Below are 23,076 nucleotides of genomic sequence, written 5' to 3' on the forward strand. Positions count from 1 at the left end.
CAAAGGGGCAGAACATGGCATCGAAAGCATCGTCGGGCGGCTTTGTCGAGACCGTCAAAACGGTGGTTTACGCGCTCCTGATCGCGGGTGTGTTCCGTACGTTGTTCTTCCAGCCCTTCTGGATTCCCTCGGGCTCGATGAAGGACACGCTGCTGATCGGCGACTTCCTTTTCGTCAACAAGATGGCCTACGGCTATTCCTACGCCTCCTGCCCTTCAGTGCGGATTCCGAGCATCGGCATCGACATCGATGCCGAAGACATCTGCGGCATTTTCGACGGCGACAACGAACGCTTTCTCGGCTCTGAGCCCGAGCGCGGCGATATTGTCGTCTTCCGCCACCCGGTGAACGGGTCGGATTTCATCAAACGCCTCATCGGCTTGCCTGGCGACCGCGTGCAGGTGCGCGACGGCCGCATCTTCATCAACGACGAGCCGGTCGGCCTCGAACCTGACGGCACCTTCGAAGAGATCGCTCGTCCGCAAGGCCCGCAAGGGGTCCGGCCGCGCTGCGCCAACGGACCCGTCGGCGAGGGCGGCACCTGCATCAAGGAAAAGTTCGTCGAAACGCTGCCGAACGGCGTCAGCCATTCGGTTCTGAACATCACGTCCCAGGGTTCGGACAACACGCCCGTCTATACCGTCCCCGAAGGCCACTACTTCTTCATGGGCGACAACCGCGACAATTCGGCCGACAGCCGTGTGCCGAGCGTCGCGGGCGGCGTCGGCTTCGTGCCTTTCGAGAACCTCGTCGGTCGTGCCGATCGCGTGATCTTCTCCTCCGCAGGGCGCTCGATGCTGTATTTCTGGACCTGGCGCGGGGACAGGTTCTTCGAGGCGCTGGATTGAAGCGGTCAGCCGAGATTGCCGACCTCGAAGGCCGGATCGGCGTGCGTTTCGACCGGCCGGAGCTCTTGCGTGAGGCCCTGACGCATCCTTCGATGTCCAGCCCCACGCGCAGCGACAACCAGCGCCTGGAATTTCTCGGTGACCGCGTGCTCGGTCTCGTCATGGCCGAAGCGCTTCTGGAGCGTGACCCCAAAGCGGCCGAAGGCGCGCTCGCGCCGCGCTATAATGCGCTTGTGCGGAAAGAAACCTGCGCCGATGTCGCGCGCGAGTTCGGCATCGGCGATGCGCTGAAACTTGGCCGGTCGGAGCGCCTCTCGGGCGGGCGCCGCAAGATGGCGCTTCTGGGCGACGCAATGGAGGCGGTGATCGCCGCGATCTACATCGATCAGGGGTTCGAGGCCGCCAAAACCTGCATCCTGCGCCTCTGGGGCGAGCGGATCGCCTCGGTCGAGGAGGATGCCCGCGACGCCAAGACCGCGCTGCAGGAATGGGCTCAGGCCCGCGGCCTTCCGCCCCCGGCCTATGTCGAGACCGCGCGCAGCGGCCCCGATCACCAGCCTGTCTTCACCATCGAGGCGCGCCTGGAGACGGGACAGAGTGCCAGTGCGACCGCCGGCTCGAAACGCCAGGCCGAGCAAGGTGCCGCCCAGTCGCTCCTGGCAGAGGTCGAGGCGAAGGCGTGAGCGACAACCTCCGCGGCTCTCTGTTCATGATCGCCGCGATGCTGGGCTTTGCCATCGAGGATTCGCTTTTCAAGGCGGCGACAGCCGGTATTTCGCCGGGGCTCGGGACATTCTTCTTCGGACTGACGGGGCTCGTGATCTACGCCGCGCTTGTGCGCCGGAGCGGGCTGCCGGTCTGGACGCGGGGCTATCTCGGCCGCACGATGCTCATCCGCTCGGCTTTCGAGGTGATGGGGCGGCTCTTCTTCGCGCTTGCGCTGGCCTACGCGCCGCTCTCGGTGACCTCGTCGATCCTGCAGGCGGCTCCGCTGGTCGTGACGCTTTGCGCGGCGCTGATCCTTGGCGAGCGGGTCGGGGCGGGGCGCTGGATCGCGATGGCGGTCGGATTTGCCGGCGTCCTTCTGATCCTGCGCCCGTCGCTGGACGGGATCGAGCTTTCGGCGCTCTACGGGCTTCTGGGCATGATCGGCTTTGCCTGCCGGGATGTCGCCACGCGCGCGAGCCCGCCCGAGATCTCCGCGATGCAACTCGGTATTCCGGGTTTTCTGACGGTGACACTGGCCGGGCTGGTGATCCTGGCGTTCGAGCCCGGGCTTCCGGCCATGCCGACGCCGCGCGCCGCGCTTTTGATCCTCGCAACGGGGCTCACCGGCGTTTTGGCTTACACCGCGCTCACGCGGGCCATGCGCACGGGCGAGGTCTCGGTCGTCGCGCCGTTCCGCTACAGCCGGCTCCTCTTCGCGCTGATCCTGGCATTCCTCGTCTTCGGTGAACGGCCCGACGCGCTGACGCTCGTGGGCGCGGCGTTGATCGTCGTGTCGGGGCTCTATACGCTCGTCCGCTCTGGCGCGGGCTCTGGCCAAATGCCGCGCACTCGGCTAAGCGAGCGGGCCTCAGGCAAGGAGCGCCGCCCATGACCACCCGCGCCGGTTTCGTCGCGCTGATCGGAGAGCCCAATGCGGGCAAATCGACCCTGACCAACCGGATGGTCGGGGCGAAGGTCTCGATCGTGACGCACAAGGTTCAGACGACGCGCACGCGCATCCGGGGCGTCGCGCTGGAAGGCGATGCGCAGATCGTCTTCGTCGATACTCCCGGGCTCTTCAAGCCGCGCCGCAGGCTGGACCGGGCGATGGTCAAGGCCGCGTGGGGCGGCGCTGCGGATGCCGATATCGTCGTGCTGCTCATCGAGGCGCATCGCGGCGTGACCGAAGGGGTCGAGGCGATCCTCGAGGAGCTCGACACGGTCGGTCACGGCCGGCCCGTAGCGCTCGCCATCAACAAGATCGACCGGGTGAAGGCGGAGACGTTGCTGGCGCTCTCCAAGACCCTCAACGAGCGGTTCACCTTTGCCGAGACCTTCATGATCTCGGCAGAGAAGGGACACGGCGTCGAGGATCTGCGCCTCTGGCTCGCAGGCAGTCTGCCCGAGGGGCCGTGGCTTTATCCCGAAGACCAGATCGCCGATCTGCCCATGCGTATGATCGCCGCCGAGATGACGCGCGAGAAGCTGACGTTGCGGCTGCATCAGGAACTGCCCTACCAGCTCACCGTCGAGACGGAGAGCTGGGATGAGCGCAAGGACGGCTCGGCACGGATCGACCAGGTGATCTATGTCAGCCGGGACGGTCACAAGGGCATCCTGCTCGGTCACAAGGGCGAGACGGTCAAGGCAATCTCCAAGGCCGCGCGCGAAGAGCTCGAGGATTTCCTGGGCCGCAAGGTGCACCTGTTCCTGCAGGTGAAGGTCCGCGAGCGCTGGCAGGACGAGGCCGAGCGCTATTCCGAGATGGGTCTCGATTTCCGCGACGGCGATGGCTGAGCCGCGCCTCACCGCGCGGTTCTGGGTCGATGCCTACCGGCGGCGACTCGCCTTCCACGACATCCCCTGTTTCGTGGTCGCCCATGGCGACGATACGGCGGGCGCGGTCCTCGTCAAGCTCGCAACGCTCGACGGGCGGGCGCGCGCCTTCACGCGAAGCTTCGATCTTGCGAGCGGCGCGCGTGTCTGGGCCGAGCTTTCCTCGGGGCCCGAGGCGGAGGTCGACGCGGCCATCGCCAGGCAGCGCGGCTTCGATCCCGATCTCTGGGTCATAGAGGTCGAGGACCGAGCGGGGCGGCACCTTCTGGACGAGGACGGGCTCGCCTGATGCGATCCCGACGAGAGGCGCTGCCTCTCGTGCTCTCCGCGGTATTTTTGCCAACCCAAAGACAGGATGGCCCCTTGCGCTTGCCTGCCGCTCGGCCAACGTTGCCGGGATGGAATGGCGCGATACCGGCATATTGCTTTCGACGCGGCGGCACGGGGAGAGCTCGGCCATCCTCGAGGTATTTACTGCAGGGCATGGACGCCATGCCGGGGTCGTGCGGGGTGGGGCCAGCCGCAAGCTCGCGCCGATCCTGCAGCCGGGGGCGGAGCTGGATCTTGCCTGGAGGGCGCGGCTCGAGGATCATATCGGCACCTACACGGTCGAGCTCAATCGCTCGCGCGCGGCCATCGCGATGGCCGACCGGCTCACGCTGGCGGGGCTGAACGCGCTCCTTGCGCTTTTGTCCTTCACCTTGCCCGAGCGGGAGGCTCAGCCCGACATCTATGCGCGGACCGCGACGCTGCTCGACCTGCTCGACCGGCCCGATATCTGGCCGCTGGCCTACTTGCGCTGGGAGATGGCGCTTCTGGAGGATATGGGCTTCGGGCTCGACCTGTCGCGCTGCGCGGCGGGCGGGAACGCCAATGACCTCGCCTACGTTTCTCCGAAGACGGGCCGGGCGGTGAGCCGGTCGGGCGCGGGCGACTGGGCGCCGCGGCTCTTGCCTTTACCGGCGGTGATGATGGGAAGCGGGTCCGGAGAGGATGCAGAGGTCCTCGCCGCTCTCGGCACAACGGGACATTTCTTCGAGGCGCACCTCGCTCCCTCGCTGGGCGATCGGCCGGTGCCACCGGCGCGGGCGCTCTTTCTGGATCGGCTGGCGCGGCGTGCGCGGGCCACAAGCTGAGCTGGCGTCTTTCGCGTGACGCAAAGGCAGGATAGGACAAAGACATGCAATGGACGCTGCCGAACATACTGACCGCCCTGCGCCTTCTGGCCGCGCCTGGCCTGGCGGTCATGTTCCTCTATTTCTCGCGCCCCTTCGCCGATTGGTGTGCGCTGATCCTGTTTCTCGGCGCGGCGATTACCGACTGGTTCGACGGCTATATCGCGCGGTCATGGGGGGCCGAGACCAAGATCGGCGCAATGCTCGACCCGATCGCGGACAAGGCGATGGTCGTGATCGCGCTCATGGTGATCGTGGGCTATTCCTCCTACACGCCGTGGATCGTGCTGCCCGCGACGGTGATCCTGTTTCGCGAGGTCTTCGTGTCGGGCTTGCGCGAGTTTCTGGGCGACACCGCGGGCCTTCTCAAGGTGACCAAGCTCGCCAAGTGGAAGACAACGCTGCAGATGGTCGCCATCGCGGTGCTGTTCGGGCAGGGCATTTTCGAACATTATCTCATCGCCGCGACCTACGGGATGGATTCGGATCTCGTCACCTCGATCCTCGCCGGTGAGACGGAGGATGAACTCGGGCTCGCCTGGCGGCAAACCGGCATGATCTGGACCGGCTATCTCGGCCTGACGCTCTTGTGGATCGCGGCGCTGCTGACGGCGATCACGGGCTGGGATTATTTCCGAAAGGCCGTGCCACATCTCAAGGAGACGCGCTGATGGATGTACTCTACTTCGCCTGGGTCCGGGAGCGGATCGGCATCCCGAAGGAACGGATCGAGACCGAGGCCGCGACGGTGAGCGAGCTCGTCGACGAGCTGCGCTCCCGCGAGGCGCGCTACGCGGCGGCTTTTGCCGATCTGTCTGCGCTGCGCGTGGCGGTCGACCAGGAACTTTCCGATTTCGACGCAACGCTGTCGGGTGCGCGCGAGGTTGCCTTCTTCCCGCCGATGACGGGGGGCTGATGCGGATCGTCGTTCAGGACGCGCCCTTCGATTTCGGGGAGGAAGCCGAACGCTTCGCCGCGGGGCGCAGCGATGTGGGGGCGATCGTCACCTTCTCCGGCATCGTGCGCGGCGATGGCGATCTCGACGTGATGGAAATCGAGCATTACCCTGGTATGACCGAAAAGGCGCTGGAGCAGATCGCAGGCGAGGCGAAAGAGCGCTGGTCGCTTGGCGACGTCCTGGTCATTCACAGATATGGCCCGCTGCGGCCCGGCGAGAAGATCATGATGGTCGCTACCGCTGCCCCGCATCGCAAGGATGCCTTCGAGGCGGCGGAATACCTCATGGATTACCTCAAGTCCCGCGCGCCCTTCTGGAAAAAGGAGCGCGCAGGCGAAGATGCATCCTGGGTCGCCGCGAAGGACGAGGACGAAGCGGCGCTCGACCGCTGGTGAGGCTTCCGCTCAGGCAGCTTCGAAGAGCCCTTTTTCCTTGGCCTCGACCATGGCCTCGTCGAGGCTTTTCCAGGCGCGGGCGATCAGCGCGTCGATCTCTTCCTTCGAGATGACGAGTGGCGGCGAGATGATCATCCGGTCGCCGACATGACGCATAACCAGGTTGTTCGCGAAGCAGCGCTCGCGGCAGAGATAGCCCACCGTGCCCGCATCGGCCTTGAACGCGGCACGTCGCGCCTTGTCGGGCGTCAGCGCGATGGAGCCCATCATGCCGACGATCTTCGCCTCGCCCACCATCGGATGCTCGGCGAGGCTCTCGAATTTTTCCTTGAGGTAGGGGCCCGTCTCTTCGCGGACGCGGGTGACGATGCCCTCCTCATCGAGGAGGCGCAGGTTCTCGAGCGCGACCGCGGCGGCCACCGGGTGACCCGAATAGGTGTAGCCGTGGTTGAACTCGCCACCGCCGATCACGCCCGCCACCTCGGAGGACACGATGGATCCGCCGATCGGCAGGTAGCCCGAGGAGAGGCCCTTCGCGACTGTCATGATGTCCGGCTCGATCCCGACGGTCTGGCTGCCGAACCAGTTGCCGGTACGTCCGAACCCGCAGATCACCTCGTCGGCAATGAGAAGGATGCCGTATTCCTTCACGATCCGGCTCACCTCGGGCCAGTAGCTTTCGGGCGGGACGATGACGCCGCCTGCGCCCTGCACCGGCTCGGCGATGAAGGCCGCGACATTCTCGGGGCCGAGCTCGAGGATCTTTTCCTCGAGCTGTCGCGCGCGGGCGATGCCGAAATCGTGCTCGCTCATCTCGCCACCCTCGGACCACCAATTCGGCTGGTCGATATGATGGATGTCCGGGATCGGCAGGCCGCCTTGGGCGTGCATGCCCTTCATGCCGCCGAGGCTGCCCGAGCCGACGGACGAGCCGTGATAGGCGTTCCACCGCGAGATGATCGCACGGCGCTGCGGCTCTTCCTTCATCTCCCAATAGGTCCGCACGAGACGGATATTGGTATCGTTCGCCTCGGAGCCCGAAGACGCGAAGAAGACGTGATCGAGATCGCCGGGTGCCAGCTGCGCCAGCCGCTCGGCAAGCTGGATCGCGGGAAGGTGGCTGGTCTGGAAGAAGGTGTTGTAGAAGGGCAGCTCGCTCATCTGGCGCGTTGCCGCGTCAACGAGTTCCTGCCGTCCATAGCCGATGTTCACGCACCAGAGGCCGGCCATCCCGTCGAGGATGCGGTTGCCTTCGCTGTCGGTCAGCCAGCAGCCATCGGCACTGGTGATGATGCGCGCGCCCTTCTGGCCGAGCTCCGCGCCATGCGTGAAGGGATGCATGTGATGCGCGGCATCGAGCGCCTGCAATTCCGCGGTCGGACGCGTGTTCGTGAGCTGTGCCATGGGCGCACCTTTCCTGTTCGGTGAGTTGCGCTCAAAATATGATCAAATTCTGCGCTGTCAATCAGAAGGCCGCGCAGGGCCGAGCCCGAGAGCGATCTGCTCCATGCCCTGACAGACATCGGCATCCATCGCACTGGCCGCCGCATCGGCATCGCCTGCCGAGAGCGCGTTCAGCAGATCCTTATGTCGGTCGGGCAGGCCTTCAGTGCCGAAACGGCCGCAGACCACCCGCAAAGACGGACCAAAGCGCAGCCACAGACCCTCGACGAGGCCGGTCAGGATCGCGGCATCGGCGCAGGCGTTGATGCGCGCATGAAATGCATGGTTGCCAATGAGGTAGCCCGGCACGTCGCCACGCCTTATGGCGGTGTCGATGGACGTGTCGATCTCGCTCAGTGCCTCGACGACGTCGGGCGATGCCCGTTCTGCCGCGCGGCGCGCAAGCTCGGGCTCGAGCGCGCGTCGGGCGATGGTAAGTTCCTCCAGCGCGGCGTGATCGAGCACCGGCACCGCGATCCGCCGGTTGCCCTGGAAGTCGAGCGCGCCTTCCGCCGTCAGCCGCCGCAGCGCCTCGCGCACCGGTGTCATGCCGGCACCAAGCGTCTCCGTCAGACCCTGGATCGTGACCGCCTGGCCCGGAGCAAGCTCGCCGAAGAGAATCATCTCGCGCAGGTGCCGGTAGACCTGTTCGTGCGCGGGCAGACCCGCAGGGCCCGACATGTCCTCGCGCGATGCCGTTTTATTCATCGAATGCTCTCTCCGGACCCTGCATGTGCGCTCAATCTTGCACGCGCCCGTGCGAGGTGAAAACATCCCATTGTTGCCAGAGGCGGCAATATTTGATCAAATTGCCACGGTCAGAGCGGAGAAACCGCCTCACGACCTAGGGAGAATGAAGAATGACACTCAAGCTCACGACCGGCGTCGCCGTGTTCGCGCTTACGGCCGGTGCGGCCTCGGCGCAGGAAGTTCGGGTCTACAATTGGTCGGATTACATCGACGAAGACCTGCTGACCCAATTCGAGGAAGAGACCGGGATCGACCTGATCTATGACGTCTTCGACTCCAACGAGGTGCTGGAGACGAAAATGCTCGCGGGCTCCTCCGGCTATGACGTGGTGGTGCCGACGGGCACGTTCCTGCAGCGTCAGATCCAGGCCGGGGCGTTCCAGAAGCTCGACACCGAGCAATTGCCCAACCTCGACAACATGTGGGACGTCATCGAAGAGCGCACCGCGACCTACGATCCGGGCAACGAATATTCGATCAATTACATGTGGGGCACGACCGGCATCGGCGTGAATGTCGGCCGCGTGCAGGAAATCCTCGGCGAGGATGCGCCGCTGACCTCCTGGGATCTCGTGTTCGACCCCGCCAACATGGAGCAGCTCGCAGAATGCGGCGTGCATTTCCTCGATGCACCGGCAGAGATGATCCCCGCCGCGCTCAACTATCTGGGGGAGGATCCCGACAGCCACGATCCCGAGGTGATCGCCCGTGCGAGCGAAGTGTTCGAGCCGATCCGTCCCTATATCCAGAAGTTCCACTCGTCCGAGTATATCAACGCGCTGGCAAACGGCGACATCTGCGTGGCCGTCGGCTGGTCCGGTGACATCCTGCAAGCGCGTGATCGTGCCGCCGAGGCCGGCAACGGCGTGGAGATCGCCTACAACGCACCGGACGAAGGCGCGCAGATGTGGTTCGACCAGATGGCCATCCCGGTCGATGCCCCGAACCCCGAAGCGGCGCATACCTTCCTGAACTTCATCATGGATGCCGAGAACATGGCCCAGGCGTCCAACTACGTCTATTACGCCAACGGCAACGAGGCTTCGCAGGAATACCTCAACGAGGACGTGATCGGTGATCCGGCGATCTATCCCTCCGAGGCGGCGCTCGACAACCTGTTCACGACGACGCCCTATCCGCCGCGCGTGCAGCGTGACGTGACGCGGCTCTGGACTGCGATCAAGTCCGGCGTCTGATCCGACGCTCCAAGGCCCGCGCCTCACCCTGGCGCGGGCCGCTTCCTCCGATCATCGGGACATCTTCATGAGCCAGACCGTCTTCGCCCCCTGGGAGAACCCGGAGGAAAAGCCCCTCATCGAGTTTCGGAACGTCACCAAGCGGTTCGGCAGCTTCACAGCCATCGACGATCTGTCGCTCGACATCTACGCGCGGGAATTCTTCGCGCTGCTCGGCCCGTCGGGCTGCGGCAAGACGACCATGATGCGGATGCTTGCGGGCTTCGAGAACGCGACAGAGGGCCAGATCCTGCTGTCGGGTCAGAATATTGGGCCGATCCCGCCGAACCGGCGCGCGGTCAACATGATGTTCCAGAGCTACGCGCTTTTTCCGCATCTCTCCGTCTGGGAGAATATCGCCTTCGGCCTCAAGCGCGAGAGCAAGGACAAGGAGGCGATCTCGGCCCGCGTCGAGGAGATGCTGCGCCTCACGCGCCTGACCAAGTTCGCCAAGCGCAAGCCGCACCAGATATCCGGCGGCCAACGTCAGCGCGTCGCGCTCGCGCGCAGCCTTGCCAAGGCCCCGAAGCTTCTTCTGCTCGACGAGCCGCTGGGCGCGCTCGACCGCAAGCTTCGGGAAGAGACGCAATTCGAGCTCATGGATATCCAGGAGAAGACCGGCACCACCTTCGTCATCGTCACCCACGACCAGGAAGAAGCGATGACCGTCGCCTCTCGCGTTGCGGTAATGGACGAAGGCAAACTCATCCAGGTCGCCACGCCCGACGTGATCTACGAAGCGCCGAACTCCGTCTATGTGGCCGATTTCATCGGTGACGTGAACCTGATCGAGGGGCGCGGCACGACGGAGGGCGAGCGCATCCGCCTCGATTGGGCGGAAGGGCAGCCACCAATCTGGGCGACGCCGCGCGGACCGGTCGACACGGACCGCGCGCTGACCTTCGCGATCCGCCCCGAGAAGGTCTCCATCGCCAAGGACAAGCCCGAGGACCGGCGTAATCTCCTTGAGGGAGAGGTGATCGACATCGCCTATCTCGGCAATATCTCGACCTATCACGTGAAGATCGCGGGCGGTCAGATCATCAAGGCGCAAACCGCCAATACTCGCCGTCTCGCCAATCGCGACATCACCTGGGAGGACCGCGTCTGGCTCTCCTTCACCGAGACCTCCGGCGTTTTGTTGGAGCACTGAACGATGCGGCGTCTGGTTCTCATCGCGGTTCCCTATATCTGGCTCCTGGCACTGTTCCTGGTGCCGTTCATCATCGTTCTGAAGATCTCGCTCTCGGATATCGCGCTGGCGATCCCGCCCTATACGCCGACCCTCGATCTGTCCGGCGGCTGGAGCGCGATCCGCGATTTCTTCGGTGCGCTCGATTTCGAGAACTTCGTGTTCCTGACGACCGACGATCTTTACTGGCGCGCTTACCTGTCTTCGCTCCGGATCGCCGCGATCTCGACACTCATCACCCTCACAATCGGGTATCCGATTGCCTACGCGATGGCCCGATCCGCGCCCGAATGGCGGCCGACGCTGCTGATGCTGGTGATCCTGCCGTTCTGGACCTCGTTCCTGATCCGCGTCTATTCGTGGATGGGCATCCTGTCCTCGGAGGGCGTGCTGAACCAGTTCCTCATTGGGATCGGACTGATCGATACCCCGCTGCAGATCCTGTCGACGAACATCGCCGTCTATATCGGCATCGTCTACACCTACCTGCCTTTCATGATTCTGCCGATCTACGCGACCCTCGAGAAAATGGACGAATCGCTCCTCGAGGCGGCCGAAGACCTCGGCTGCTCGCGCCTCTCGGCCTTCTGGCTCGTCACGATACCCCTGTCCAAAGGCGGGATCATCGCGGGATGCTTTCTCGTCTTCATCCCCGCTATCGGCGAGTTCGTCATTCCCTCGCTGCTCGGCGGCTCCGACACGCTGATGATCGGCAAGGTTCTCTGGGAGGAGTTCTTCTCCAATCGTGACTGGCCTGTCGCGAGCGCGGTGGCGATCGTGCTCCTGCTGATCCTGATCGTGCCCATCGTGCTCTTCCAGCGGAACGAGCAGAAAGCGCGGGAGGCCGAGGGATGAGACGCTTTTCCTGGTTCAACGCCACGTCCCTGACGCTCGGCTTCGCCTTTCTCTACCTGCCGATGATCATCCTGGTCATCTACAGCTTCAACGCCTCGAAGCTGGTGACGGTCTGGGCGGGCTTCTCGACCCGCTGGTACGTGGAGCTTTTCCAGGATCAGGAATTCCTGGACGCGGCCTGGGTCACGGTCCGGGTCGCGGTCTTCTCCTCCACCATCGCGACCGTTCTCGGCACGATGGCAGCGAGCGTCCTCGTGCGTGCGGGCCGCTTCCGGGGGCGGACACTCTTCTCGGGCATGATCTACGCTCCGCTCGTCATGCCGGAGGTGATCACCGGCCTGTCGCTGCTTCTTCTCTTCATCGGGATCGGTCTCGACCGCGGGATCTTCACCATCGTGCTGGCGCATACGACCTTTTCGATGTGCTACGTCTCCGTGGTCGTCTCCTCGCGGCTCGCGACGTTCGACCGCTCGCTCGAAGAGGCGGCGCTCGATCTCGGCTGTTCGCCGTTTCAGGCTTTTCGCCTCGTCACCTTGCCAATCATTGCGCCGGCGGTGATCTCGGGCTGGCTTCTGGCCTTCACGCTGTCGCTCGACGATCTCGTCATCGCGAGCTTCACCACGGGCCCGTCGGCGACCACGCTGCCGATCAAGATCTTCTCCGCGGTGCGGCTCGGTGTCAGCCCGCAGATCAACGCGCTCTCTACGATCATGATCGCGATCGTGGCGGTCGGCGTCATCACGGCCTCGCTCATCACCAAGCGTGCGGCGGTCACCCAGGCACGGGATGAACAGGCTGCGGTGCGCGCCACCGGATGAGGCGGATCTACGAGCCCGGCGCCTACGAGACGCCCCGGCGCTGCTACTGGGACGAAGGCGTCACGCCACCCGTCTGGCCGCGCCTCGAGGGCGCAGACCGGGCAGTTATCGCCATCATCGGTGGTGGCTATACCGGTGTCTCAGCGGCGCTCACCCTCGCCGAAGCCGGAGCCGAGGTCATCCTCGTGGACGCCGAGACCCCCGGCTGGGGTGCATCCGGCCGCAATGGCGGGTTCTGCTGCCTTGGCGGCGCGAAGGCCCCCGCCAGCCTCCTGCGCCGCCGCTTCGGCGAGGACGGGCTTGCCGAGTGGCGCAGCACGGAAATGGCCGCGATCGAGACCGTCGCCGCACGCCTTTCGCGATACGGCATCGAGGCTGACACCCATTCGGACGGGGAGACGCTTCTGGCCCATACGCCCCGGCAGGCCCGCGGTTTCGAGGCAGCCGCGCGCGAGATCGAGGCGGCATACGGGCTCGCGCCCCGGATCCACGCGCGCGAGACGTTGCGGCAGGGCGGCTTCGGCGGCACGTTCCATGGCGCGATGACGACACCGCTCGGCTTCGCGCTGCATCCTCGCAAGTACCACGGCGGTCTGGCCCGCGCGGCGCAGAAGGCCGGAGCAAGGCTCTACGGCCAAAGCCCCGCGATCGGTCTCAAGCGTGGGCGCGACTGGCGCATCGACACGCCGCATGGCCAGATCCGCGCGGACAGCGTTCTGATCGCGACCAACGGCTATTCGTCAGAAGATCTGCCGGATTGGCTTCGCGCGCGCACCTTGCCGGTGCAAAGCTCCGTGATCGTCACGCGTCCGCTCACCGATGCCGAACGCGAGGCGCAGGGCTGGACCACGCGGCAGATGGCCTACGACACGCGCCAGCTTCTGCACTATTTCCGCCTTTTGCCTGACAACCGCTTCCTTTTCGGGATGCGCGGCGGCCTGACCGCCCGCCCGTCCGCCGCGACGGCGATCTCGGCGCGCATCCGGCGCGATTTCGCGCGGATGTTTCCCGCTTGGCGCGATGTCGCGATCACCCATGAATGGTCCGGCCTTGTCTGCCTCATGGCGAATCTTGCGCCTTATGCAGGGCCTGTACCCGGTCATCCCGGCCTCTTCGCGGCGCTCGGCTATCACGGCAACGGCGTTGCGATGGCGAGCCACACGGGCGGGCTCATCGCCGAAGATATCCTCGGCCGAGGCCCCGCGATACCTGCGGTCATGCGCCATCAACCGGGGCGATTTCCACTTGGGCGGTATCGCCGTGCCCTTCTCGCGCCGGCCTATCTCGCGGCGGAGTGGTTCGATCTCTGACCTTCTGCATTTTGGGTTGGCCGAAATACCGCGGGGTTCGGGGCAGCGCCCCGATCCGCCCGGGGATCGGAACGATCCTCGGGCCAGAAAAGTGCGCGGCTCTGCCGCGCTCCGCCTAACTGGTCTCGAGGCAATGACGCCGGAAAGCGCGTTTCAGCATGTCGAGCTCGGCCCGCAGAAGCGCCATCTCGGCGCGGATATCCTCGGCGAGCGCGTCGTCTCCGATCATGGTGAAGGAGCCCATCACCTCCTCGGTAACCGCATCGGCCACGAGAAAAGTCATCACGCCGTCGCCGATCGCTTCGGGCGGAACGGGAACTTCGAGGAGCCATTGCCCCGACTCGCCGACCGGTGCGACGCTCGCGCCGCGGATCGGTGTGTCAAAGAGCGAGACGACCACGTCCGGGGCGGGTGCATCGCGCGCCTCGCTCGAGATCAATCCCTCCCAGACACCTTCCTTGAAACGGGTTTTCGTCAGGCTGTAGCGGCTCATCGGGCTTCCTTCGTCACAACTCGGCGCGGGGGCGGCGCGAAAAGGTCAAGTCGCGCAGGATCACCTGGTTCATCTGCGGTCCCTCGAAGATCACATCGAGCCAGAGCTTTTCCACGCGCTTTTCGTTGAGCTTGGTATAGGCGAGGTCGAATTCGACGATCACATCGCTCTCGTGAAGCGGCAATTCCCGCACGACCTGTTCGGTGTTCGGCCCGTTCTTGATGTTGAGGCGCGCGAAGATCTCGATCGGCTTTTCGAGCTCGACAATGGTCTCGAGCCGGATGAGGTGCCGTCGCATCAGGCCCTGTGCGGCTTCCGGCGGCAGATCAATGGCGAGCGAGAGGTACGATCCGTCGAACCGAAAGACATCCATCCGGAGTCCATAGGCCGCGAGATCGGCCTGCCGCGTGTTCCTGAGCTGGCGTAAGGTCAGCTCGGAGCGGTCGCAATCGTGAAACAGCGTCGCTTCGCGGCCCAGCATGGATTTCGTCGCCACCGACGAGATCCCCTGCACCGGCAGCGGACCGGACCAGATCTCGGGCCGCCACGCCCAGTCCGCATCATGCGGTCGGGGAAAGGATTGCGTGCCGATGGCAGGCAGCGCGAGGCGATTGTCGGCGACATGCAGAAGTTCGTCGATTTCCCGCTTCAGGTTGCGCGCCCAGCCGCGCTGCCGGCGAAGGCGGGGCAGGGCGGTGTCGGGCGCGGCCTTCGCCATGCGCCGCAGCCGCCGCACCGCGCCGCGCTGAATGAGGTTGTCGAGAATCCCCTGACGATCCGCCATTTTGCCCGTTATCTGCCCGCGGCCTCGAGTGCCGGTCGTTTCCGTTTTCGCAACAAAGTGTTTCCGGTTTCCGCGCAGAGATCAACCGCGCGACGTGCCGGCTCCGTTGCCTGAGACCGGGATCGGTGCGTCCGGGCTCGCGCGCCGGATCCGTTCCGCGGTGAGCTCCAGAAGACGCCGGCCTTCGGCGCGGGTCAATCCGCTATTCGGTGGCGCGTAGACGGCGATGCCGATCAACCGCGCCCCGACAAGGAAGGCGCCGCGCCAATATTGCGGTGCCCCGCCGGGCAGGAGCGCATCCCCGCCTTCAGCGAGATAGACCATCGTGAGCGTGTCGCTTTCGTCCGCTGCCAGCGCCGAGGCATCCGACAGGCGGGCCAATGTTTCTGCGCCCGGCTGCACCGGCTGCGCTTCGCGCGGGCCTGCCGAAACCGTCACCAGGGCCGGTGTCACCGCCGCTCCCGACTGGCCCGCCGAGAGAATGTTGCAGCTTGCCAGCACGGCGAACCCGCCGCGCGGTGAGGACTCCACCGTCGAGGTGTCAATGCAGTAGCCCGGCGGGCCCGCGACCACGACGTCGCCGCCCGCGATCGCCGCGGCCTCGACAAGATCCGCGCCGCCGCCCGGTTCGGCCCGCGCGCTCGGCCCGCCGCTCACATCCGGAGGGGCGAAACCGCTCAGGAAACCGCGCTGCGGGGCGATCTCGCCCTCGGGCGTGACTTCGCAGGCGGCCAGAGCCAGCAGGACGGGCAGAACGAGGGCGGCGCGCACAGGCAGCATCAAAGATCCATGTAGACGTGTTTCTCGGCAGCGCCGCCCGGATGGGTTACGGCGCCCTTGTAGGTGGCTCCGACGAGCTTGGCGAATTTCCAAAGCGCGCCGCTCGAATAGATCGTTTCGCGGGGGCCGGACCATGCGGCGCGGCGCTTTTCGAGCTCGTCCTCCGAGAGGTCGACAGACAATTCGCCCTTGATCGCGTCGATGGTGATGACGTCGCCGGTCTTCAGAAGCGCGATCGGTCCGCCCTGGGCCGCTTCGGGCCCGACATGGCCGACGCAGAAGCCTCGGGTCGCGCCCGAGAAACGCCCGTCGGTGATGAGCGCAACCTTCTTGCCCATGCCCTGACCCGAAAGCGCGGCGGTGGTGGCCAGCATCTCGCGCATGCCCGGCCCGCCTGCGGGGCCTTCATTGCGGATGACGATGACCTCGCCCTCGTTGTATTCGCGGTTCTTGACGCCCTCGAAGGCGTCTTCTTCGCATTCATAGACCCGCGCCGGACCGGTGAAGACCTGGTTCTCGGCCGCGATCCCGGCGACTTTCACGATCGCACCTTCGGGTGCGAGATTGCCCTTCAGGCCGACGACTCCGCCGGTCTTGGTGATCGGGTTGTCGATCGCGTGGATCACGCGGCCATCGGCCTCGCGCGCGGTGCGGTCGAGCTCTTCGCCGATGGAGCGGCCGCTCGCGGTCATGCAATCCTCGTGGACAAGGCCCGCCTTTCGCAGCTCCTTCATCACGACCGGAAGGCCGCCGGCCTCGTAGAGATCCTTGGCGACGAACTGACCGCCCGGCTTGAGGTCGACGAAATAGGGCGTGTCCCGGAAAATCTCGCAGACATCGTCGAGGTAGAACTCGATACCCGCTTCATGGGCGATGGCAGGCAGATGCAGGCCGGCATTGGTCGACCCGCCGGTGCAGGCCACAACCCGCGCCGCGTTCTCGAGCGATTGCCGGGTGACGATGTCGCGGGCACGGATGTTGTTCTCGATGAGGTCCATCACCGCCCGGCCCGACGCTTCGCCATACTGGTCGCGGCTCTCGTAGGGCGCGGGCATGCCGGAAGAGTTGAAGAGCGCGAGGCCGATGGCCTCGGAGACGCAGGCCATCGTGTTCGCGGTGAACTGGCCGCCGCACGCCCCCGCTGAGGGACAGGCCACGCGCTCGAGCATCTCGAGGGCAGCGTCCGACAATTCGCCGTTCTGGTGACGGCCGACCGCCTCGAACATGTCCTGCACGGTCAGGTCGCGGCTCGCGAAATCGGCCGGAATGTCTGCATGGGCCGGCGCCTTGCCCGGCAGGATCGAACCGCCGTAGATGAAGACGGAGGGCACGTTCAGACGGACCATCGCCATCATCATGCCGGGCAGCGACTTGTCGCAACCCGCAAGGCCGACAAGCGCGTCGTAGCAATGCCCGCGCATCGTCAACTCCACCGTGTCGGCGATGGCTTCGCGCGAGGCGAGGCTGGAGCGCATGCCCTCATGGCCCATCGCGATGCCGTCGGTCACGGTGATCGTGGTGAACTCGCGCGGGGAGCCGGAGGCCGCCTTCACGCCGAGCTTGACCGCCTGAGCCTGTCGCGACAGCGCGATGTTGCAGGGTGCGGCCTCGTTCCAGCAGGTGGCGACGCCGACGAGAGGCTGGTGGATCTCGTCCTCCGTCATGCCCATCGCGTAGTAATAGGAGCGATGCGGCGCGCGCGCGGGCCCTTCGGTCACATGACGGCTGGGCAGTTTGGTCTTGTCGAAGGGGCGCTTCAGCATCGGATCCTCCCAATGGGCATTGTTCGCGTTTCAATCCGCATACAAAAGCGCCTTTGGCTTCACAAGAACGAAGGAGTTCACGAAAGCCTGCCGAGCCTTGTCCGAGAAGGCCAGCGCCGGGCGAGTTCGTGCGTGGATCTGAGCCGGATCATGCCGATCCTGCGGCATGTGGCGCCCGGGGCGAGGGGGCTTGCTGCCCCCTCGAGCTCCCCCGCCGGTATTTGGGCCAACCCAAGGAAGAGAGCGCGCCGCGCCCGGATCAGTAGCCTGCGTCGCGGTCCACCACGTAGAGAAGCGGCTCACCCGCCTCGCTCCGGCGGATATTCTCGGCGATGACGCGCGAGGCCGAAGGCGGCCGGGTTTCGGAGGCGATATGCGGCGTGACGGTGACCTTGGGATGCGCCCAGAACGGGTGATCCTGTGGCAGGGGTTCCGTTCGGAAGACATCCAGCGTCGCATGCGAGAGCTGGCCGCTGTCCAGCGCCGCGATCAGGTCGGCCTCGTCAATAAGCGGTCCGCGGCCGGGATTGACGATCACGGCGCCCGGCGCGAGCAAGGCCAGCGTGCGCGCATTGATCACGTCGCGCGTGTCGCTCGTATCGGGCAGTAGCAACACCACGATCTCCGCGCCCGAGAGCGCGGCGTCGAGCCCGTCCTCGCCCGCGTGGCACGCGACACCGTCGAGCGCTTTTTGACTGCGCGCCCAGCCCCGCAGGGTGAAGCCGAGATGGCGCAGCATCCCTGCCACGGCAGAGCCCAGCGCGCCAAGCCCGAGGATCGTAACGACGCGCTCGGAGGCGAGCGGCGGGATCGTCTTGTCCCAGGCATGGTCCGGGTTCACGATATGCGCGTCCATGCCGAGATGGTGGCGCAGCACATGGCCCGTCACCCATTCGACCATGCCTTGCGTGAGACCCTCCTTGTCGACCATGCGCGTCAGCGGCACGGTCAGGGTCTCGTTGCCGGTGATGCCCTCGACGCCGGCCCAGAGGTTCAGCACCGCCTTGAGGCGGGTATAGGGACGGAAATCCTGCACATCGCTGTTGGGCGCATAGACGATGTAGTCGACCTCCTCGGGCGGCATCTCGGTGTCGATGGCGTAGTCGAGTCCGGTCTCGTCCAGCGCGCGCCGCAGATGCGCCTCGTATTGCGTCCAGCGGTCAGCTTGCGCGGCGAAAAGGATATTGATGCTCATTAGCGGGGCCTGTGAATATGCGCGCTTTGCACGAGGCCGAACGCGGCCATGAGAACCAGCATGGCCGAGCCGCCGTAACTCACGAGCGGCAGCGGCACGCCGACGACCGGGGCAAGGCCCATTACCATCGACATGTTCACCGCGAAGAACAGGAAGAAGGTCAGCCCGACGCCGAGGATCAGGAGCGAGGAGAAGCGATCGCGGTTCTGCAGCGCCGCCACGATGCAGAAGACAAGCACGAGCACGTACAGCGCAAGGAGAGACATGCCGCCCACGAACCCGAACTCTTCGGCCAGCGTGTTGAAGATGAAGTCGGTGTGCTTCTCGGGCAGGAAGTTCAGACGCGACTGCGTGCCTTGCATGAAGCCGCGACCCGTCCAGCCGCCCGAGCCCATCGCGATCTTGGCCTGCGTAATGTGATAGCCTGCACCCAGCGGATCGGTCGACGGGTCGAGGAAGGTGTCGATCCGGCGGAACTGGTAATCCTTGAGGAGCTGCCAGTCAGTGCCGCGGCTCTTGAAGATGGTGGAGATGCCCGCCGCGCCTGCCGCGATGACCAGCCCGAAATAGGCCCAGTGCACGCCGGCGAGAAACATCATGAGACCACCCGCGATCAAAAGCAGGATCGCCGTGCCGAGATCAGGCTGTGTCAGCACGAGGCCCGTCGGCAGGATGATGAGGACAATCGGCAGGAGCACCCAGAACGGGCGCGAGGTCTTCTTGAGCGGCAGCCAGTCATAATAGGCGGCCAGCGCCATGACGAGGGCGATCTTCATCAGTTCCGACGGCTGCAGCTGCATGAACCCCAGATCGATCCAGCGCTGCGCGCCCATCCCCACGGAGCCGATGAACTCGACCGCGATCAAGAGCGCGAAAGCCCCGAGATAGGCAACGAAGGCCATGTTGCGCCAGATCCAGATCGGAACCAGCGCGACGACGAACATCACGATGAGGCCGAGGATGTAGCGCTTCATCTGAGGCTCCGCCCAGGGCGAGAGCGATCCTCCCGCGACGGAGTAGAGCATCAGGAACCCCACGCCGGCCACCGCGGTCAGAAGCACCACGATCGACCAGTTGAAATAGAGCACCTTGCGCCATCCCGACGGTGTCGTCTTGACCGTGTATTCGAGATAGCTCATGCGCGGCTCTGCGCGGATTTGAGGCGCTCTTCGCGCTCCGCGGCGAGGCGGTCCTGCAACTCGCGGATGCGGTCGCGATCCTTGGTCGGATACGCCTCAAGCGGTGGATCACCGCCGAAGAGGGCCTGCAACGTCACGTCGCGGGCGATGGGCGCGGCCGCCGAAGAGCCGCCGCCGCCATGTTCGACGACGACCGAGACCGCGATGCGCGGTGCCTCGTAGGGCGCGAAGTTCACGAACAGAGCGTGGTCCCGCCGATTCCACGGTAAGTCCTCATTCCGCACGACGCCCCGCGCGCGTTCGGCAGCGGTGATGTTGCGAACCTGACTCGTCCCGGTCTTGCCCGCCATCCGCATCGCGTCGTCGATGATGCGCGATCCGTAGGCGGTCCCACGGCGGTTGTTCGACACCGAGAACATCGCCTCGCGCAGCCGGGCGAGATGGGCTTCATTGAAACCGAGATCTTCGCCGGGGCGTCCCGGCGTCTCGACCCCGTCGACCGATTTCACGAGCCGGGGAGAGATCGACCGCCCGGTGGCGAGTCGTGCCGACATGACCGCCTGTTGCAGCGGGGAAGAAAGAACGAAGCCCTGGCCGATAGAGGCGTTTACCGTATCCCCGATCACCCATCCCGCGCCGCGGTTGATGCGCTTCCAGTCCTTGTCGGGGATCAGCCCGTCGGTGACCGCCGACATCGGGATGTCATGCACCTCGCCCAGGCCGAGGCGGCGCGCGGTCTCGGCGATCTTCTCGATCCCGACCTTGAGCGCGAGATCGTAATAATAGACATCGCAGCTTTCCCGCAGCGACTGCTCAAGGTTCATCCAGCCGTGTCCTGCGCGTTTCCAGCAGTGGAAGCGGCGGCCGCCCACGGTCAGGTGCCCCGGGCACCAGACGGTCTCGGACGGCGAGACGACGCCTGCATCCATCGCCGCGAGCGCCGTGATCATCTTGAACGTCGAGCCTGGCGGGTAGGCATCCTGCACCGCCTTGGACGCCAGCGGGCGGCGGATGTTGTCCCGGTAGATGCCGTAATCGGCGACCGAGATCCCGCGCACGAACTTGTTCGGATCGTAGGAGGGCGAGGAGGCGATCGCGGTCAGGTCGCCCTCCGCGAGGTCCATGACGACCACGCTCGCGCTTTCCTCTCCGAGCCGGGCGCGGATGTAGTTCTGCAGCTCCACATCGATGGTGAGCTGCACGTCGGAGCCAGCCTCACCTTCGCGGCGGTCGAGCTCGCGCATCACGCGGCCGACGGCGTTGACCTCGACCCGCTTGGCGCCGGCGCGGCCACGCAGCTGTTCCTCGTAGTTCCGCTCGACACCGACCTTGCCGATCTGGAAGCGCGGGATTCGCAGGACCGGTTCGGGCTCCTCGTAGCGGGCGAGATCGCGTTCCGAGACGGGGCCCACATAGCCGACCACATGCGCGAAGGTCTCGCGGTGCGGATAGATGCGACTGAGGCCCACTTCGGGTGTGATTCCGGGCAAGGCGGGAGCGTTGACCGCAACGCGGCTCACCTCGTCCCAGGTCACGCGATCCGCGACGCTGACCGGAAGGAACGGGGCGGAGCGGGCCATCTCGGCCTTGGCACGCTCGATCTCGTCGGGATCGAGCGAGACGAGCTGGGCCAGCCGGTCCAGCACGGCGTCGACATCGTCCGCCTCCTCGCGGACCATGGTGATCCGGTAGGCCGGCTCATTGGCGGCGATGACACGCCCTTCGCGGTCGAAGATCTGCCCGCGAGACGGCGGAATGAGCCGCAGGTTGATCCGGTTCTCCTCGGCCAAAAGACGGAATTCGTCGGCCTGGTCGACCTGCATATAGCGCATCCGCATCGCCAGCGCGCTGGCGAAGCCAAGCTGCACGCCGCCGAGGATCAGCCCGCGGCGGGTGATCCGTGCCCAGCTTTCGCTCTTCTCCTTGGCGGTGCGTTTCATGCGCCTTGCCCCAATCTATCTCCGTCGCCGCGACCATGACGTGACACGCCGAGCAGGCGGCTCAGCGCCACGACCGCGGGATATGCGAGGATGGAGGTCAGTCCGGCGGAGAGCGCCAGCACCCATCCGATCGGCTCGATAATAAGCAGAAGCTTGATCAATTGATAGACCAGACCCATCGCGAAGATGCTGAAGGAGACCGACAGCCATTCCAGCAGGAAATTGGTCTCTCGCTGCCGGCGCTCGCCGTTCTTCAGCGTTTCGGCGACGATCACCGTCAGCGCCGCCCAGAGACCCGGCGGCCGCTGTAGAACCAGGTCCGCCAGAAGGGCCACCAGCGCCACGAGCCACACCGGAACGTATTCCGGACGGCGGAGCGCCCAGGCGAAGACCATCAGCGTGATGAGATCCGGCCCGGCCACGCGCGGTGGCAGGTGCGAGAGCGGCAAGAGGTGAAAGAAGATCACCGCGAAGGACAGCCCCACGAAGAGCGCGCGCATGGTCCAGATGCGGACGAGATCGGCGTCGATCATTGCCCGACCTCCTCCGCGTCGGCATCCAAGCCGGTCTCCTCGGGCTGCACGGGGCCAGGCAACGGCGAGACGGGCGCGATCAGACCGCCCTGTTCGGACACGCGCCGCGCTCCGTGATCGCGCAGCACCCGCAGGAACTCGAGCCGCTCGTAATCGGCCGCGAGGCGAACGCGCAGCCGCCCGTTCGGGTCTTCGGCCACCTGCCCGACCAGCAGGCCCGGCGGGAAGACTTCACCATCCCCGGAGGTCACGATCCGGTCGCCGGGGCGGACGAGGTCGGGATTTTCCAGGAAGTCGATGGGCGGTGCCGCGGAATTGTCGCCCGCGATGATCGCGCGTTGTCCCGAAGGCTGTATGACCGCCGGGATCCGGCTCGTCGCATCGGTCAGAAGCAAGACGCGCGACGTGTTCGCGCCGACTCCGGAGATCCGTCCGACAAGGCCGATCCCGTCCATCGTTGCCCAGCCATCCACGATCCCGTCGCGGCTGCCGACATTGATGAGCACCGATTGCCGGAACGGAGAGCCGGAATCGGCGAGGACAACGCCGGTGATGTAGGTGAGCTTCGGATCGAGTTGCACGTTGTTGAGATCGCGCAGCCGGGCGTTCTCCTGCTCGAGCTGCAGCGCGGCTTCCTTCCAGGCGGTCATCTGGCGCAGCTCGCGGCGCAGCTCCTGATTCTGCTCGTAGATTTGTTGGTAGGAGCGGAAATCGCCCGCGAGATCGACAACAGCCGTGACCGGCGCCATCGCCCAGGAGAAGCTCGGCACGATGCTATCGACAACCTGCGCGCGGAACCGTTCCACGCGCGGGCTGTCGATACGCCAGACGAGGAAGATGGCGATCAGGCACAGGACCAGAACCGCAACAAGCAGTCGCTTCAGCGGACCGGTAAAATCGTCTCCTGATCTCTCCCGTGCCATTCA

25 protein-coding genes are annotated in these 23,076 nt (G+C 65.5%); 14 read left to right on the forward strand and 11 right to left on the reverse strand.

The annotated features are described in order from the left end of the window. The first annotated feature begins 14 nt into the window (after window positions 1-14). From lepB to FIU91_RS01650, 9 genes are all read left to right on the forward strand, one after another. The gene (gene lepB / locus FIU91_RS01610) at window positions 15-848 is read left to right on the forward strand and encodes a signal peptidase I (RefSeq protein ID WP_093011259.1); all 834 of its coding nucleotides are present in this window, start codon (window positions 15-17) and stop codon (window positions 846-848) included. Continuing rightward, window positions 845-1,531, forward strand: coding sequence for a ribonuclease III (gene rnc / locus FIU91_RS01615; RefSeq protein ID WP_093011262.1), 687 nt, complete (start codon window positions 845-847; stop codon window positions 1,529-1,531). Before lepB ends, rnc begins: the two co-directional genes overlap by 4 nt. Then, a complete protein-coding gene (locus FIU91_RS01620) occupies window positions 1,528-2,448 on the forward strand; it encodes a DMT family transporter (RefSeq protein WP_245760224.1) in 921 nt (306 codons plus the stop codon). Before rnc ends, FIU91_RS01620 begins: the two co-directional genes overlap by 4 nt. Beyond that, a complete protein-coding gene (gene era, locus FIU91_RS01625) occupies window positions 2,445-3,353 on the forward strand; it encodes a GTPase Era (protein WP_093011265.1) in 909 nt (302 codons plus the stop codon). The genes FIU91_RS01620 and era overlap by 4 nt, the downstream gene beginning before the upstream one ends. Further along, window positions 3,346-3,681, forward strand: coding sequence for a DUF1491 family protein (locus FIU91_RS01630; RefSeq protein ID WP_093011268.1), 336 nt, complete (start codon window positions 3,346-3,348; stop codon window positions 3,679-3,681). The genes era and FIU91_RS01630 overlap by 8 nt, the downstream gene beginning before the upstream one ends. 109 nt (window positions 3,682-3,790) lie before the next feature. Then, window positions 3,791-4,528: a DNA repair protein RecO gene (recO, locus tag FIU91_RS01635; RefSeq protein WP_152461165.1), complete on the forward strand. Its 738-nt coding sequence runs from the start codon at window positions 3,791-3,793 to the stop codon at window positions 4,526-4,528. A gap of 44 nt (window positions 4,529-4,572) precedes the next feature. After that, window positions 4,573-5,238 carry a CDP-diacylglycerol--glycerol-3-phosphate 3-phosphatidyltransferase gene (gene pgsA, locus FIU91_RS01640; protein WP_093011274.1) on the forward strand — a complete coding sequence of 222 codons (666 nt, stop codon included), beginning with the start codon at window positions 4,573-4,575 and terminating at the stop codon, window positions 5,236-5,238. Then, on the forward strand, window positions 5,238-5,483 hold the full coding sequence (gene moaD / locus FIU91_RS01645) for a molybdopterin converting factor subunit 1 (RefSeq protein ID WP_093011277.1): 246 nt from the start codon (window positions 5,238-5,240) through the stop codon (window positions 5,481-5,483). Before pgsA ends, moaD begins: the two co-directional genes overlap by 1 nt. Further along, window positions 5,483-5,920, forward strand: a complete 438-nt coding sequence (locus FIU91_RS01650; RefSeq protein WP_093011280.1) for a molybdenum cofactor biosynthesis protein MoaE — start codon at window positions 5,483-5,485, stop codon at window positions 5,918-5,920. The genes moaD and FIU91_RS01650 overlap by 1 nt, the downstream gene beginning before the upstream one ends. Before the next feature lie 9 nt (window positions 5,921-5,929). Here FIU91_RS01650 and FIU91_RS01655 read toward each other — a convergent pair whose 3' ends face one another. Both FIU91_RS01655 and FIU91_RS01660 read right to left on the reverse strand, forming a co-directional pair. Continuing rightward, window positions 5,930-7,324, reverse strand: coding sequence for an aspartate aminotransferase family protein (locus FIU91_RS01655; protein WP_152461166.1), 1,395 nt, complete (start codon window positions 7,322-7,324; stop codon window positions 5,930-5,932). Between the two features lie 57 nt (window positions 7,325-7,381). Beyond that, entirely contained in the window at window positions 7,382-8,071 is a 690-nt protein-coding gene (locus tag FIU91_RS01660; RefSeq protein ID WP_152461167.1) for a GntR family transcriptional regulator, read from the reverse strand. A 152-nt stretch (window positions 8,072-8,223) separates the two neighbouring features. On the opposite strand from FIU91_RS01660, the gene FIU91_RS01665 reads away from it, so the two are divergent. The 5 genes from FIU91_RS01665 to FIU91_RS01685 all read left to right on the forward strand — a co-directional run bounded on the left by FIU91_RS01665 (window position 8,224) and on the right by FIU91_RS01685 (window position 13,523). Next, on the forward strand, window positions 8,224-9,309 hold the full coding sequence (locus FIU91_RS01665; RefSeq protein ID WP_152461168.1) for a polyamine ABC transporter substrate-binding protein: 1,086 nt from the start codon (window positions 8,224-8,226) through the stop codon (window positions 9,307-9,309). Between the two features lie 67 nt (window positions 9,310-9,376). Beyond that, window positions 9,377-10,501: an ABC transporter ATP-binding protein gene (locus FIU91_RS01670; protein WP_093011292.1), complete on the forward strand. Its 1,125-nt coding sequence runs from the start codon at window positions 9,377-9,379 to the stop codon at window positions 10,499-10,501. A gap of 3 nt (window positions 10,502-10,504) precedes the next feature. Beyond that, window positions 10,505-11,395, forward strand: coding sequence for an ABC transporter permease subunit (locus tag FIU91_RS01675; protein WP_152461169.1), 891 nt, complete (start codon window positions 10,505-10,507; stop codon window positions 11,393-11,395). Beyond that, window positions 11,392-12,213 (forward strand): ABC transporter permease, encoded by an 822-nt coding sequence (locus FIU91_RS01680; protein WP_152461170.1) that lies wholly within the window; start codon window positions 11,392-11,394, stop codon window positions 12,211-12,213. The genes FIU91_RS01675 and FIU91_RS01680 overlap by 4 nt, the downstream gene beginning before the upstream one ends. Next, complete coding sequence (locus FIU91_RS01685; RefSeq protein ID WP_152461171.1) at window positions 12,210-13,523, forward strand: FAD-binding oxidoreductase; 1,314 nt, start codon at window positions 12,210-12,212, stop codon at window positions 13,521-13,523. The genes FIU91_RS01680 and FIU91_RS01685 overlap by 4 nt, the downstream gene beginning before the upstream one ends. Window positions 13,524-13,638: 115 nt before the next feature. On the opposite strand, the gene FIU91_RS01690 is transcribed toward FIU91_RS01685, so the two are convergent. The 9 genes from FIU91_RS01690 to mreC all read right to left on the reverse strand — a co-directional run bounded on the left by FIU91_RS01690 (window position 13,639) and on the right by mreC (window position 23,073). Further along, entirely contained in the window at window positions 13,639-14,016 is a 378-nt protein-coding gene (locus tag FIU91_RS01690; protein ID WP_093011304.1) for a hypothetical protein, read from the reverse strand. 13 nt (window positions 14,017-14,029) lie between these two features. After that, window positions 14,030-14,800, reverse strand: coding sequence for a DUF6478 family protein (locus FIU91_RS01695; protein ID WP_152461172.1), 771 nt, complete (start codon window positions 14,798-14,800; stop codon window positions 14,030-14,032). Window positions 14,801-14,881: 81 nt separating this feature from the next. Beyond that, window positions 14,882-15,580, reverse strand: a complete 699-nt coding sequence (locus FIU91_RS19295) for a dihydroxy-acid dehydratase (RefSeq protein WP_172974894.1) — start codon at window positions 15,578-15,580, stop codon at window positions 14,882-14,884. Continuing rightward, window positions 15,580-17,343: a dihydroxy-acid dehydratase gene (gene ilvD, locus FIU91_RS01710; RefSeq protein WP_152461175.1), complete on the reverse strand. Its 1,764-nt coding sequence runs from the start codon at window positions 17,341-17,343 to the stop codon at window positions 15,580-15,582. The genes FIU91_RS19295 and ilvD overlap by 1 nt, the downstream gene beginning before the upstream one ends. A gap of 259 nt (window positions 17,344-17,602) precedes the next feature. Next, entirely contained in the window at window positions 17,603-18,538 is a 936-nt protein-coding gene (locus FIU91_RS01715; RefSeq protein ID WP_152461176.1) for a glyoxylate/hydroxypyruvate reductase A, read from the reverse strand. Continuing rightward, window positions 18,538-19,677, reverse strand: coding sequence for a rod shape-determining protein RodA (gene rodA / locus FIU91_RS01720; protein ID WP_152461177.1), 1,140 nt, complete (start codon window positions 19,675-19,677; stop codon window positions 18,538-18,540). Before rodA ends, FIU91_RS01715 begins: the two co-directional genes overlap by 1 nt. After that, window positions 19,674-21,617 (reverse strand): penicillin-binding protein 2, encoded by a 1,944-nt coding sequence (gene mrdA / locus FIU91_RS01725; protein ID WP_152461178.1) that lies wholly within the window; start codon window positions 21,615-21,617, stop codon window positions 19,674-19,676. Before mrdA ends, rodA begins: the two co-directional genes overlap by 4 nt. After that, window positions 21,614-22,150 carry a rod shape-determining protein MreD gene (mreD, locus tag FIU91_RS01730; protein WP_093011325.1) on the reverse strand — a complete coding sequence of 179 codons (537 nt, stop codon included), beginning with the start codon at window positions 22,148-22,150 and terminating at the stop codon, window positions 21,614-21,616. Before mreD ends, mrdA begins: the two co-directional genes overlap by 4 nt. After that, entirely contained in the window at window positions 22,147-23,073 is a 927-nt protein-coding gene (gene mreC / locus FIU91_RS01735) for a rod shape-determining protein MreC (RefSeq protein WP_152461179.1), read from the reverse strand. The genes mreD and mreC overlap by 4 nt, the downstream gene beginning before the upstream one ends. Window positions 23,074-23,076 lie beyond the last annotated feature (3 nt).

This window comes from Roseivivax sp. THAF30 (genome assembly GCF_009363575.1).
GTDB classification, from domain to species: domain Bacteria; phylum Pseudomonadota; class Alphaproteobacteria; order Rhodobacterales; family Rhodobacteraceae; genus Roseivivax; species Roseivivax halotolerans.

Bases quoted from the DNA above. Each gene is read 5' to 3' on its own strand.
- lepB (WP_093011259.1), top strand. From the start codon at position 15: ATGGCATCGAAAGCATCGTCGGGCGGCTTTGTCGAGACCGTCAAAACG.
- era (WP_093011265.1), top strand. From the start codon at position 2,445: ATGACCACCCGCGCCGGTTTCGTCGCGCTGATCGGAGAGCCCAATGCG.
- FIU91_RS01630 (WP_093011268.1), top strand. From the start codon at position 3,346: ATGGCTGAGCCGCGCCTCACCGCGCGGTTCTGGGTCGATGCCTACCGG.
- recO (WP_152461165.1), top strand. From the start codon at position 3,791: ATGGAATGGCGCGATACCGGCATATTGCTTTCGACGCGGCGGCACGGG.
- pgsA (WP_093011274.1), top strand. From the start codon at position 4,573: ATGCAATGGACGCTGCCGAACATACTGACCGCCCTGCGCCTTCTGGCC.
- moaD (WP_093011277.1), top strand. From the start codon at position 5,238: ATGGATGTACTCTACTTCGCCTGGGTCCGGGAGCGGATCGGCATCCCG.
- FIU91_RS01650 (WP_093011280.1), top strand. From the start codon at position 5,483: ATGCGGATCGTCGTTCAGGACGCGCCCTTCGATTTCGGGGAGGAAGCC.
- FIU91_RS01655 (WP_152461166.1), bottom strand. From the start codon at position 7,324: ATGGCACAGCTCACGAACACGCGTCCGACCGCGGAATTGCAGGCGCTC.
- FIU91_RS01660 (WP_152461167.1), bottom strand. From the start codon at position 8,071: ATGAATAAAACGGCATCGCGCGAGGACATGTCGGGCCCTGCGGGTCTG.
- FIU91_RS01665 (WP_152461168.1), top strand. From the start codon at position 8,224: ATGACACTCAAGCTCACGACCGGCGTCGCCGTGTTCGCGCTTACGGCC.
- FIU91_RS01670 (WP_093011292.1), top strand. From the start codon at position 9,377: ATGAGCCAGACCGTCTTCGCCCCCTGGGAGAACCCGGAGGAAAAGCCC.
- FIU91_RS01675 (WP_152461169.1), top strand. From the start codon at position 10,505: ATGCGGCGTCTGGTTCTCATCGCGGTTCCCTATATCTGGCTCCTGGCA.
- FIU91_RS01680 (WP_152461170.1), top strand. From the start codon at position 11,392: ATGAGACGCTTTTCCTGGTTCAACGCCACGTCCCTGACGCTCGGCTTC.
- FIU91_RS01685 (WP_152461171.1), top strand. From the start codon at position 12,210: ATGAGGCGGATCTACGAGCCCGGCGCCTACGAGACGCCCCGGCGCTGC.
- FIU91_RS01690 (WP_093011304.1), bottom strand. From the start codon at position 14,016: ATGAGCCGCTACAGCCTGACGAAAACCCGTTTCAAGGAAGGTGTCTGG.
- FIU91_RS01695 (WP_152461172.1), bottom strand. From the start codon at position 14,800: ATGGCGGATCGTCAGGGGATTCTCGACAACCTCATTCAGCGCGGCGCG.
- FIU91_RS19295 (WP_172974894.1), bottom strand. From the start codon at position 15,580: ATGCTGCCTGTGCGCGCCGCCCTCGTTCTGCCCGTCCTGCTGGCTCTG.
- ilvD (WP_152461175.1), bottom strand. From the start codon at position 17,343: ATGCTGAAGCGCCCCTTCGACAAGACCAAACTGCCCAGCCGTCATGTG.
- FIU91_RS01715 (WP_152461176.1), bottom strand. From the start codon at position 18,538: ATGAGCATCAATATCCTTTTCGCCGCGCAAGCTGACCGCTGGACGCAA.
- rodA (WP_152461177.1), bottom strand. From the start codon at position 19,677: ATGAGCTATCTCGAATACACGGTCAAGACGACACCGTCGGGATGGCGC.
- mrdA (WP_152461178.1), bottom strand. From the start codon at position 21,617: ATGAAACGCACCGCCAAGGAGAAGAGCGAAAGCTGGGCACGGATCACC.
- mreD (WP_093011325.1), bottom strand. From the start codon at position 22,150: ATGATCGACGCCGATCTCGTCCGCATCTGGACCATGCGCGCGCTCTTC.
- mreC (WP_152461179.1), bottom strand. From the start codon at position 23,073: ATGGCACGGGAGAGATCAGGAGACGATTTTACCGGTCCGCTGAAGCGA.